At 63.8% G+C, this 11,172-nt stretch carries 10 protein-coding genes; 6 read left to right on the forward strand and 4 right to left on the reverse strand.

Translation table 11 applies throughout. The annotated features are described in order from the left end of the window. Positions 1–126 precede the first annotated feature (126 nt). Together rsfS and rlmH are read left to right on the forward strand one after the other, a co-directional pair. Positions 127–591 (forward strand): ribosome silencing factor, encoded by a 465-nt coding sequence (rsfS, locus tag ABYW26_RS04285; protein ID WP_372603558.1) that lies wholly within the window; start codon positions 127–129, stop codon positions 589–591. After that, a complete protein-coding gene (gene rlmH, locus ABYW26_RS04290) occupies positions 591–1,061 on the forward strand; it encodes a 23S rRNA (pseudouridine(1915)-N(3))-methyltransferase RlmH (protein WP_372603559.1) in 471 nt (156 codons plus the stop codon). The genes rsfS and rlmH overlap by 1 nt, the downstream gene beginning before the upstream one ends. Here rlmH and ABYW26_RS04295 read toward each other — a convergent pair whose 3' ends face one another. Then, on the reverse strand, positions 1,062–2,321 hold the full coding sequence (locus ABYW26_RS04295; RefSeq protein ID WP_372603560.1) for a SulP family inorganic anion transporter: 1,260 nt from the start codon (positions 2,319–2,321) through the stop codon (positions 1,062–1,064). It lies immediately after the preceding gene. 145 nt (positions 2,322–2,466) lie between these two features. Here ABYW26_RS04295 and gpmI point away from each other — a divergent pair, with 145 nt between their 5' ends. The 4 genes from gpmI to ABYW26_RS04315 are packed head-to-tail and all read left to right on the forward strand — an operon-like array spanning position 2,467 to position 6,999. Then, positions 2,467–3,990, forward strand: a complete 1,524-nt coding sequence (gene gpmI, locus ABYW26_RS04300) for a 2,3-bisphosphoglycerate-independent phosphoglycerate mutase (protein ID WP_372603561.1) — start codon at positions 2,467–2,469, stop codon at positions 3,988–3,990. After that, on the forward strand, positions 3,987–5,144 hold the full coding sequence (locus tag ABYW26_RS04305; RefSeq protein ID WP_372603562.1) for a murein hydrolase activator EnvC: 1,158 nt from the start codon (positions 3,987–3,989) through the stop codon (positions 5,142–5,144). Before gpmI ends, ABYW26_RS04305 begins: the two co-directional genes overlap by 4 nt. Next, entirely contained in the window at positions 5,141–6,484 is a 1,344-nt protein-coding gene (locus ABYW26_RS04310) for a S41 family peptidase (RefSeq protein ID WP_372603563.1), read from the forward strand. The genes ABYW26_RS04305 and ABYW26_RS04310 overlap by 4 nt, the downstream gene beginning before the upstream one ends. A 35-nt stretch (positions 6,485–6,519) precedes the next feature. After that, a complete protein-coding gene (locus ABYW26_RS04315; protein WP_372603564.1) occupies positions 6,520–6,999 on the forward strand; it encodes an RNA pyrophosphohydrolase in 480 nt (159 codons plus the stop codon). Positions 7,000–7,013: 14 nt separating this feature from the next. Here ABYW26_RS04315 and ABYW26_RS04320 read toward each other — a convergent pair whose 3' ends face one another. From ABYW26_RS04320 to ABYW26_RS04330, 3 genes are all read right to left on the reverse strand, one after another. Then, the gene (locus ABYW26_RS04320; RefSeq protein WP_372603565.1) at positions 7,014–8,282 is read right to left on the reverse strand and encodes a lytic murein transglycosylase; all 1,269 of its coding nucleotides are present in this window, start codon (positions 8,280–8,282) and stop codon (positions 7,014–7,016) included. A gap of 87 nt (positions 8,283–8,369) precedes the next feature. Next, entirely contained in the window at positions 8,370–10,634 is a 2,265-nt protein-coding gene (gene rnr, locus ABYW26_RS04325) for a ribonuclease R (protein ID WP_372603566.1), read from the reverse strand. 31 nt (positions 10,635–10,665) lie between these two features. Further along, on the reverse strand, positions 10,666–11,097 hold the full coding sequence (locus ABYW26_RS04330; protein ID WP_372603567.1) for a GNAT family N-acetyltransferase: 432 nt from the start codon (positions 11,095–11,097) through the stop codon (positions 10,666–10,668). Positions 11,098–11,172: the final 75 nt, after the last annotated feature.

An 11,172-nucleotide genomic window follows, 5' to 3' on the forward strand; every position in this document is an offset into this window, starting at 1 on the left:
AGGAAGTGCGCCTGTTGAAAGACAGCGCATTGACCCCACCCCACAGCCCAGAGTAAACGCGCAACACCCGCAGGCACATTCGGCCCCGTGGTTGAGAATTCGCCTTTCAGGTGCTACCTTTTACTTATGCCCAGCGCCGGGGTCATGTCGGCGTGTTTGAAGGAGGACAATGACCTGTCCCATAACGCGAATGCGGCGCCTGCCTCTCCCGCACCGGGCGGGCAAATGACCCAGTCCCATCCCGCCGTCACCAGCGAGGCGTTGCTTGAGCATATCCTCGCCTCTTTGAACGACGACAAAGCCGAAGACATCGTGACCATCGACCTGCGCGGAAAATCCGCGATGGGCGATTACATGGTGATCTGCTCTGGCCGTTCGACCCGTCAAGTCACCGCAATCGCGGAAAAGCTGACCGACCGTCTGAAACAGGACCTTGGTCGTCTGTCCAAGCTGGAAGGCAAAGGTCAGGGCGATTGGGTGCTGATCGACACCGGCGACATCATCGTCCATGTGTTCCGCCCCGAAGTGCGCGAATTCTATCAGCTTGAAAAGATGTGGCTGCCCAGCGGGGCGACCGCGCCGCAGGCCTGATGCGGGTCCATATCTGCGCGGTGGGCCGCCTTAGGGCGGGCCCGGAACGCAGTCTTCTCGATGATTATCTCACCCGTTTTGACCGCACCGGCCGGGCGCTTTCGCTTGGACCGGCGGCGGTGAACGAGGTGGAGGACAAAAAGGGCGGCGGCATGTCTGCCGAGGCCGCCCTGTTGGAACGCGCCATTCCCGGCGGCGCGCTGATCTGCACACTGGACGAACGCGGCAAGGTGATGTCGTCGCCCGATTTTGCCGACCTGCTGGCCGGGTGGCGCGATGCGGGCCGCAGCGATGTCGCCTTTGTCATCGGCGGCGCCGATGGCATCGACCCGGCGCTGCGCGCTCGTGCCGATGCCAGCCTGTCGTTCGGCAAGATGGTCTGGCCGCATATGCTGGTGCGGGTAATGCTGAGCGAGCAACTGTATCGCGCCGCATCAATTCTGGCAGGCAGCCCCTATCACCGCGCCTGATCAGGCATCCGGCGGCGTCCAGTCATTCGGCACCTTGCGATTGCGCAGCCGCATCGCCAGACCCAAGCCCACCCCGACCCCGATCGCCACGGTCAGATCGACCAGAACCGTCAGAATCAGCGTCAGCGCCATCAGGATCTGATCCTGCCGCCGCGCGGTCAGGTGGTGTTTCCATTTATGCGGCTCGCTCATGTTCCATGCGGTCAGCATCAACAGCGCCGCCATCGCCGGCATCGCCATATAGCCCGCCAGCGGCGAGGCCAGCAGCATGATCAGCAGGATCGTCACCGCATGAACCAGACCGGCGATCGGGGTGCGGCCTCCGGCGCGGACGTTGGTTGCGGTGCGGGCGATGGCGCCGGTGGCGGGCATGCCGCCGAACAGCGACGAGGCCAGATTGGCCACGCCCTGCGCCGTGACCTCGGCGCCGGGGCGGTGCTTACCGCCGATCATCCGGTCGGCAACCATTGCCGACAACAGCGATTCCACCCCGGCCAGAAACGCGATCACAAAGGCCGAGGGCAACAAGTCCACCATCCGCTCGACCGACAGTTCCGGCAGATGCGGTATCGGCAGGCTGGTCGGCAGCGCCCCAAACCGCGAGCCGATCGTATCGGCGTTCAACCCCGGCAACAGCGCCAGCGCCGAGGCCGCCAGAACCGCCACGATCAGCCCCGGCCAACGCGGCGCAAGGCGGCGCAGAAAGACGATCAGCACCATGGTCACCAGCCCGATCAGCACTGCGCCAAGGTTCAGACTATCCCGCGCCCCCCACAAAACCGGCAGCTTGTGCAGGAAATCCGCCGGCACCGCGCCCGGATGCAGGCCCAGAAAATCCGACAGCTGGCTGGTGGCGATGATGATGGCGATGCCCATGGTGAAACCGTCCACGACGGCCTCGGGCACATAGGCGATCAGGTTGCCGACCCGCAGCGCCCCGGCAAGGATCAGGATCAGCCCCGCCATGAAGGTCGCCAGAACCAGCCCGTCATAGCCGAACTCGGCAATTACCGAATAGACCACCACGATGAACGCGCCGGTCGGCCCGCCGATCTGAACCCGGCTGCCGCCCAGCAGCGAAATGAAGAACCCGCCGACAATCGCAGTAATCAGCCCCTTGCCCGGATCGGCACCCGAGGCAATCGCGATGGCAAGGCTCAGGGGCAGCGCGACCAGTGCAACGGTGACCCCGGCGAAAAGGTCAGCGGCAAAAAGGGACGGGCTGTAGGTCCTGAGAGTGGTCAGGAGTTTGGGTTTCATAACGAACTGCAATAAATCTGGATGCCTTTTGGTGCGCCTGACCGCGTTCGGATGCAAGCTCAATTTCACCTGCGGCCGCGTGAACGGTTGTCCTGCGGCCAGTGGGCGCATAAATAGGCCGCAACCCGTTATGAAAGCTCAAGACATGACCAATCCGAAACCTGTCGTCCTGTGCATCCTCGATGGTTGGGGCAAGCTTGAAGACCCCACCGCCAACGCGCCCGCGCTGGCCAATACGCCCGCGTTCGACAGTCTCATGGCGACTTGCCCGAATGACACGCTGATCACCTATGGCCCCGATGTCGGCCTGCCGACCGGCCAGATGGGCAATTCCGAGGTCGGGCACACCAATATCGGTGCGGGCCGGGTGGTGGCGATGGATCTGGGCCAGATCGACCTGTCGATCGAGGATGGCAGCTTTTTCAAGCGCCCGGCGCTGCTGGAGTTTATCGAGACGCTGAAGAAATCCGGCGGCACCGCGCATCTGATGGGGCTGGTGTCGGATGGCGGGGTGCACGGGCACCTGACGCATATCATCGCCGCGATCAACGCGGTCGCCTCGGCCGGGGTGCCGGTGGTGCTGCATGCGGTGACCGATGGCCGCGACGTGGCGCCGAAATCGGCCTTTACCTATTTCGCCGACCTGTCGGCGGCCCTGCCCGCCAATGCCACCATCGGCACAGTCACCGGGCGCTATTTCGCCATGGACCGCGACAACCGCTGGGGCCGCGTGTCCGAGGCCTATGCCGCGATGATCCACGCCAAAGGCGGCCATGCCGTGTCGGCGCATATGGCCGTGGATGCGGCCTATAACCGCTCGGAAAGCGACGAATTCATCACTGCCACGGTGATCGGCGACTACAAGGGCGCCAAGGACGGCGACGGGTTCTTCTGCCTGAACTTCCGCGCCGACCGCGCCCGCGAGATCCTGCGCGCCATTGGCGAGCCGGGCTTTGACGCCTTTGACGTGGCCCCGCGCCCGGCTTGGGCGGCGCTGTTGGGCATGGTCGAATATTCCGAACGCCACAACGCCTATATGGCCACGGTCTTTCCGCCACGCGATATCGTCAACACGCTGGGCGAATGGGTTGCGAAAAAGGGGTTGCGGCAGTTCCACCTTGCCGAAACCGAGAAATATCCGCACGTCACCTTCTTCCTGAACGGCGGCAAGGAAGACCCGGTGCCGGGCGAGGACCGCTATATGGCGCCATCGCCCAAAGTGGCGACCTATGACCTGCAACCGGAAATGTCGGCGGACGAGGTTACCGGCGAATTCGTCAAGGCCATCGAGGCAGGATATGACCTGATCGTCGTCAACTATGCCAACCCCGACATGGTCGGCCACACCGGCGATCTGAAAGCCGCGATGAAAGCCTGCGAGGCCGTGGATGCCGGTCTGGCCCGGGTTCTGCCCGCGCTGGAAAAGGCCGGTGGCGCGATGATCGTCACCGCTGACCACGGCAATTGCGAAGTCATGGTCGACCCCGAAACCGGCGGCCCGCACACCGCGCATACGCTAAGCCCGGTGCCGGTGATCATGGTCGGCGGCCCCAAGGGCGCGACGTTGCGCAGCGGCGGGCGGCTGGCCGATCTGGCGCCGACCCTGCTGGAACTGATGGGGCTTGAGCAACCGGCGGAAATGACCGGTGAAAGTCTGATCCAGAGATGAGCCTGCGCCGGACCGGTCTGATCCTTGCACTGGCGGCGGGTCTGACCGGCCCGCTGGCGGCATGGGGGCAGGCGACCGATCCGGTCAGCACCGCCCGCCGCGCCGCGCAAATGCTGGATCAGGCGGGCATGGCCCTGCAAGACGCCGAGTCGGCCAGCGACCGCGTCGCCGCACTGACCCAGACCATCCGCGCCTATGAAGAGGGTCTTGTCGCCCTGCGCGAAGGCCTGCGCCGCGCCGCGATCCGCGAACAGGCGATCCAGCTGGAACTGGACGCCCGCAGCGAAGAGGTTGCGCGGCTGTTAGGGGTGCTGATCAGTATGCAGCGCGCGCCCGAGACCCTGTTGTTGCTGCATCCGGCCGGCCCGGTCGGCACCGCGCGCAGCGGCATGTTGCTGACCGAAATCACCCCCGCGCTTCAGGCCCGCGCCGAAGCGTTGCGCGCCACGCTGGAAGAGGTCGCCTTGCTGCGCGGGTTGCAGCAGGACGCCGAACAGACGCTGCGCGACGGGCTGGCCGGTGTTCAGGACGCCCGCACCGACCTGTCACAAGCGATCTCGGACCGCACCGACCTGCCGCGCCGCTTTGCCGCCGATCCCGACCGGCTGCGCCACCTGCTTCAGGGCAGTGATACGCTGGAAAGTTTTGCCAGCGGGCTGATGGAGATGGATCAGGGCGAACAACTGCCGCCGATTGCCGGGTTCGATGCGGCCAAGGGCACCCTGCCGCTGCCGGTTCAGGGCGTGGTCCTGCGCCGGATGGGCGAGGCCGACGCCGCAGGCATCCGCCGCCCCGGTCTGGTGATCGCCACGCCGCCGCTGGCGCTGGTCACCACGCCCACCCCGGCGACGATCCGCTATCGCGGGCCGCTGCTGGACTACGGAAATGTGATGATACTTGAACCCTCGGGCAACACTCTGTTGGTGCTTGCCGGGCTGGAACAGGTTTATGGTGACGTCGGTCAGGTGCTTCCGGCAGGGGCGCCTGTCGGATTGATGGGCGGCGCTGACCCGAATGTCGCCGCATTTCTAAGCGATGCGACAGAAGGCGGTGGAACAGTTCGTTCAGAAACGCTTTATATAGAATTGAGACAAGACAGTATCCCGGTGGACCCCGCCAAGTGGTTCAGTGTGAGGAAGGAAGAAAGCCGATGAAAAAGTTCGTCATGGCCGCGATCGGGGGCACCGTCGCTGGCGTGCTGATGACCACTCAGTTTGCCGGGCCGCTGATCGCCCAGCAGGCCGACAAGACCAGCTCGGTCTATGAACAGCTGGACCTGTTCGGCGACATCTTTGAACGCATCCGCGCGCAATATGTCGAAGAGGTGGAATCGAGCGATCTGATCGAAGCTGCGATCAACGGCATGCTGACCTCGCTGGACCCGCATTCCAGCTATCTGCCGCCCAAGGATTTCGACGACATGCAGGTGCAGACCCGCGGTGAATTCGGCGGTCTGGGCATCGAGGTGACGCAGGAAGAGGGCTTTGTCAAAGTCGTGTCGCCGATTGACGACACCCCCGCCGACAAAGCCGGGATCGAGGCCGGTGACTTTATCACCCATGTCGATGGCGAAAGCATTCTGGGCCTGACGCTGGATCAGGCGGTCGAACTGATGCGCGGCCCGGTCGGGTCGGAAATCATCATTACCGTGGTGCGCAAGGGTATCGACGAACCGTTCGACGTGTCGATCATCCGCGACACAATCAAACTGACCGCCGTACGGTCGCGTGTGGTGGGCAATACCGTGGTTCTGCGCGTGACCACGTTCAACGATCAGACCTTCCCGAACCTTCAGGAACGTCTGGCGGAAGTGCTGGAGGAACTGGGCGGGCTGGACAACATCAACGGCGTCGTTCTGGATCTGCGCAATAACCCCGGCGGTCTGCTGACGCAGGCAATCAAAGTGTCGGACGCGTTCCTTGACGCGGGCGAGATCGTGTCGACCCGTGGCCGCAACCCCGATGACAGCGAACGCTATAACGCCACCGCCGGCGACCTGATCGACGGCAAACCGATGGTGGTGCTGATCAACGGCGGCTCGGCCTCGGCGTCGGAAATCGTCACCGGCGCGCTGCAGGATCACCGCCGCGCCATCGTCGTTGGCACCAAGAGCTTTGGCAAAGGCTCGGTCCAGACGGTGATGCCGCTGAACGGCAATGGCGCGATGCGCCTGACCACGGCGCGCTATTACACCCCGTCGGGCCGGTCGATTCAGGCCCTTGGCGTGTCGCCGGATATCGTCGTCGCCCAGCCGCCGCGTGAACCCGTAGCCGAGGTGCCCGAGGACGAATCGTCGGCCGCGCGCCGCACCCGGACCGAGGCCGATCTGCGTGGCAGCCTGGACAATGACTCGATGACCGAGGACGAGCGCAAGCAAGCCCTTGAAGAGCAGCAGAAAGCCGAAGAGGCCGCCAAGCTGCGCGAAGAGGATTATCAACTGGCCTATGCCGTCGATATTCTGAAAGGTCTGTCGGCGCTGGACAGCGCAAAATAAGAAAGGGGGCCGGTCCCGCACCGGCCCTTTCCGCCATGCCCAATGACATCGCCTCTTTGCCCTATCGACCCTGCGTTGGTGTGATGCTGACCAATGGCGCTGGCGCCGTTTTCGTCGGCCAGCGCAAAGATAGCGAGGTTGCCGCGTGGCAAATGCCTCAGGGCGGGATCGACCCGGGCGAAGACCCGACCGACGCCGCGCTGCGCGAATTGTGGGAAGAAACCGGTGTCACTGCCGATCTGGTTCAGGTTCTGGGCCAGACCAGCGACTGGGTCACCTATGACCTGCCCGAAGACCTGGTTGGCCGGATCTGGGGCGGCCAGTATCGCGGCCAGAAACAGCTGTGGTTCCTGATGCGTTTCTTGGGCAGCGATGACCAGATCAACATTGAAACCGAACACCCGGAATTCAGCGAATGGGCATGGCTGCCCGCTGACGAGCTGGTCGATAACATCGTGCCCTTCAAGCGCGAGGTTTACCGGCACGTCGTCGAAGAATTTCAGCCCAAACTGTAACCCGCCCCCGGCGCCTAGCGGCGTTTCAGCAGATCCAGAAACTCTTGCGAGGGATAGCCGTCCGGCGTCACGCCGCGCGATTCCTGAAAGGCGCGGATGGCGTTGATCGTGTTGGGGCCGATGATGCCGTCGATCTTGTCATCCAGAAACCCCATCCGGGTCAGACGGCGCTGCATCTCCATCTTTTCGTCGAAGGACAGCGGCTTGTATCCGCGCGGCCAAGCCGCCTGAATTTCCGGCCCGCCCTTCAGGCGATCAGACAAATGCCCGACCCCGATCACATAGGCATCAGCGACGTTATAGCGCTCAAGCACGGCGAAATTCTTGAAGATCATAAAGGCCGCGCCTTGCGCCCCGGCAGGCAGCAGGATCGAAGCGTTGCCAAAGTCGCGCACCGGCTTGCCGTGAATATCGGTCACGCCCATTGCCGCCCATTCCGACGGCATTTTCATGATCTTGCGGCTGGACAGCGCATAGTTGAAACCACGCGGCAGACGCACCTCTAACCCCCAAGGCTGACCCTTGACCCAGCCGTTCCGCGCCAGATAGGCGGCGGTCGAGGCCAGCGCATCGGTCGGATTGTTCGACCAGATGTCGCGCTTGCCGTCGCCGGTGAAATCGACCGCAAAGGCCAGATAGCTGGACGGGATGAATTGCGTGTGCCCCATCGCGCCGGCCCAACTGCCGGTCATGTTGCGCGCCGAAACGTCGCCCGATTGCAGGATTTTCAGGGCGTCGATCAACTGACCCTCGAAAAACGCGCCGCGCCGCCCGTCATAGGCCAGCGTCGCCAGCGCCTCAATGGTGGGAATGTCGCCGCGATGTTCGCCGTAAGCGCTTTCCAGCCCCCAGATCGCGGCGACGATTTCCTTGTCGACGCCGTATTTGGTCTCGATCGCGCTCAGCGCCCGCGCGTGTTCCTGCAAAGCCGCAGTGCCGTTCTTGACCCGGATAGGCGAGGCGGCGCTGTCCAGATAATCCCAGATCTGTTTGGTATATTCCGACTGGTTGCGGTCCTTGGCGATCACGCCCTCATTGTAGGACACGCCGCGAAAGGCGCTGTCGAACACGCTGGCGGAAATGCCCTTGGCCAAAGCCCGGCTGCGAAAGCCGCCAAGCCAGTTCTGAAATCCGGTGTTTTCGGCCGTCACTTTGACCACATCCTGCGTTTGCACCATGTCCGGCCGCGCCGCGGGGCGCAGCGACAGGTCCAGCGGCGCTGCTCCGGCAAAAACCGGACACATCGCAGCAGCAAGCCCGACAGCCTGTATCCGTTTCAGCATGAGAGGAACCTGTTTGCCTGTTCTTGTTTGCACCAAGTGTAGCGCGGCCCGATAGGTTCGAAAAGTGTGCTCTGGGCGATCAGCAGACTAGCGCCGCTTGCGAGCGACCTTGCGCTTGATCTTGTCGGTCTTTGCCTTGGACTTGGACAGTTTGCGCCGGACAACACGGTTCTTGCCGCCCTTGCCACGCGATCCGCCACGCGGCAACGGCTTGTCGCCCAGTGTCAGCAGTTCCAGATGCAGGCCGCCGGTCACCGGAACGGCCTCGGTCAGGCGCACGGTCACGCGCTGGCCGATGCCGATTTCAAGGCCGGTGTCAGCGCCGGTCAGGGTTTGCGACTCGGGGTCGTGGTGGAAATATTCGCTGCCCAGTTCGCGGATCGGCACCAGACCATCAGCGCCGGTTTCGTCCAGCTTGACGAACACGCCAAAGCGGGCGATCCCCGACACCCGACCGGCGAATTCATTGCCCACACGGTCGGCCAGATAAGCGGCCAGATAGCGGTCGGTCGTGTCGCGCTCGGCCATCATTGAACGGCGTTCTGTTTCCGAGATATGCGTCGCGGTCTCGGCCAGTCGGTCGATGTCTTCGGGGCTGAGACCATCCTTGCCCCAGCCATGCCCCGCGATCAGCGCCCGGTGCACGATCAGGTCGGCATAGCGCCGGATCGGCGAGGTGAAATGCGCGTAAGACCGCAAGGCCAGCCCGAAATGCCCATAGTTTTCAGCGTTGTAATAGGCCTGCGTCATCGAGCGCAGCGTGCTGAGGTTGATCAGTTCGGAAAACTCGGTACCCATGGCCGCATCCAGCAGCGCGTTCAGATGCCGGGTTTTCAGCACCTGCCCTTTCGCCAGCGTAAAGCCCGAGGCCTGCGCCACATCGCGCAACGAATCCAGCTTTTCCGGGCTGGGCTCTTCGTGCACCCGGAACAGCAGCGGACGCCGCAGCTTGATCAGCTCTTCAGCGGCCGAGACATTGGCGAGGATCATGAATTCCTCGATCAGCTTATGCGCGTCATAGCGGTCGCGGAAGGCAACGGATTCGACATGGCCTTCGTCGTTCAGGATGATCCGCCGCTCGGGCAGGTCCAGATCCAGCGGCTGCCGCGACTGGCGCGCCTTTTTCGCCACTTCATAGGCGGCGTAAAGCGGTTGCAGCACGTCTTCAAGCAGCGGTTCGGTCTTGTCATTCGGGCGGCCCTCAACGGCGGCCTGCACCTCTTCATAGGTCAGCGATGCGACCGAGCGCATCAGCCCACGGGTAAAGCGGTGACCGATCTTGTTGCCATGCGCATCCAGCTTCATCCGCACCGCCAGACAGGCGCGCGGCACGCCCTCGTGCAGCGAACACAGATCGCCCGACAGTCGGTCCGGCAGCATCGGCACAACGCGATCCGGAAAATAGGTCGAGTTGCCACGCTTGCGCGCCTCGCGGTCCAGCGCCGAGCCCGGCGTCACGTAATGGGCCACATCGGCAATCGCGACCCAGACGATAAAGCCGCCTTCGTTATGCGGGTCATCATCGGTATGGGCATAGACCGCGTCGTCATGATCGCGCGCGTCGGACGGGTCGATGGTGATCAGCGGCAGCTCGCGCAGATCCTCGCGGTCGCCCAGCCCGGCCGGCGTTTCCTTATCGGCCTCGGCGATCACCGCATCGGGGAATTCATCAGGGATACCATGTTGATGGATCGCGATCAGCGACACCGCGCGCGGCGCGCTCGGGTCGCCCAGCCGCTGCACGATCCGTGCCCGTTGCAGGCCGATCCGGTTGCGCGGTCCGGCCTGTTCGGCCTCGACCAGTTCGCCGTCCCTGGCGTCCAGCGTCGCACCGGCAGGCACCTGCCATTCCTTTTCGGCACCCTTGTCGATCGGCAGAATCCGCCCGCCCTCGGCCGCTTTGCGGAACACGCCAAGGATACGTTGCGGGTTGGTGCCGATGCGGCGGATCAGGCGGCCTTCATAGGCGTGATCCTCGGCGTTCACCTCGGTCAAGCGGGCAAGGATGCGGTCGCCGCTGCCCAACGCCGGGTCGCCCTCGCGGGTGATCAGCAGGATGCGCGGCGGTTCGTCTTCGCCCTGCCATTCCAGCGCCTTGGCGAACAGATCGCCATCGGGCGACGGGTCCAGCACTTGCAGAACCGCGACCGGCGGCATCTTGTCCGGGTCGCGATAGGTCTTGCCGCGTTTTTGCAGATGCCCCTCGGCCTCAAGTTCCTTGAGGACGCGCTTCAGGTCGATCCGGTCCGCCCCCTTGATGCCGAACGCCTTGGCGATGTCACGCTTGGCGGTCAGGGTGGGGTTCTGGGAAATCCAGTCGAGAATCTGGTCTTTGGTGGGGATCTGGCTCATGTGTTTGGCCTAGCATGACGCCCGGGGGACGTCATTCGGAAAAGATCGGGCATTCCATGTCACGATGCGGAATACCGGCCTCGGAATATTCGTCGCCCACGGCGTGAAACCCAAGCCGTTGATAAAAGCCGATCGCGTGGGTCTGCGCGCCCAGACGGGCAGTGGTGATCCCCGGCTGCTGCGCCAGAACCTCCAGCGCCACCCGCATCAACGCCTGCCCCAACCCGGTGCCACGATGCGAGGCCAGAACCACGACCCGACCGATTTTCCCGACCGGAGCCTTCAGCAACAGCCGCGCCGTGCCCACCGGCACCCCGTCCTGAACCGCCAGAAGATGTAGCGCCGCGGTGTCCTGTTCGTCCAGCTCGATGGCCTCGGGCACCCGCTGTTCATCAATGAACACCGCCCGCCGGATGGCGTGGCAGGACGCCAGAACATCGGTCAGGGCGACCGACACGCTCATGCGAAATAGCCGCTGAGGATGCGGGTGTAGATCGCTTTCAACTGCTCGAACTCGGCCACCGGCACGCATTCATCG

Source organism: Actibacterium sp., assembly GCF_041584535.1.
Lineage (GTDB): Bacteria > Pseudomonadota > Alphaproteobacteria > Rhodobacterales > Rhodobacteraceae > Actibacterium_D.

What these genes read in the sequence shown, in the direction of transcription:
- rsfS (WP_372603558.1), top strand. Translation starts at nt 127, where the DNA reads ATGCCCAGCGCCGGGGTCATGTCGGCGTGTTTGAAGGAGGACAATGAC.
- rlmH (WP_372603559.1), top strand. Translation starts at nt 591, where the DNA reads ATGCGGGTCCATATCTGCGCGGTGGGCCGCCTTAGGGCGGGCCCGGAA.
- ABYW26_RS04295 (WP_372603560.1), bottom strand. Translation starts at nt 2,321, where the DNA reads ATGAAACCCAAACTCCTGACCACTCTCAGGACCTACAGCCCGTCCCTT.
- gpmI (WP_372603561.1), top strand. Translation starts at nt 2,467, where the DNA reads ATGACCAATCCGAAACCTGTCGTCCTGTGCATCCTCGATGGTTGGGGC.
- ABYW26_RS04305 (WP_372603562.1), top strand. Translation starts at nt 3,987, where the DNA reads ATGAGCCTGCGCCGGACCGGTCTGATCCTTGCACTGGCGGCGGGTCTG.
- ABYW26_RS04310 (WP_372603563.1), top strand. Translation starts at nt 5,141, where the DNA reads ATGAAAAAGTTCGTCATGGCCGCGATCGGGGGCACCGTCGCTGGCGTG.
- ABYW26_RS04315 (WP_372603564.1), top strand. Translation starts at nt 6,520, where the DNA reads ATGCCCAATGACATCGCCTCTTTGCCCTATCGACCCTGCGTTGGTGTG.
- ABYW26_RS04320 (WP_372603565.1), bottom strand. Translation starts at nt 8,282, where the DNA reads ATGCTGAAACGGATACAGGCTGTCGGGCTTGCTGCTGCGATGTGTCCG.
- rnr (WP_372603566.1), bottom strand. Translation starts at nt 10,634, where the DNA reads ATGAGCCAGATCCCCACCAAAGACCAGATTCTCGACTGGATTTCCCAG.
- ABYW26_RS04330 (WP_372603567.1), bottom strand. Translation starts at nt 11,097, where the DNA reads ATGAGCGTGTCGGTCGCCCTGACCGATGTTCTGGCGTCCTGCCACGCC.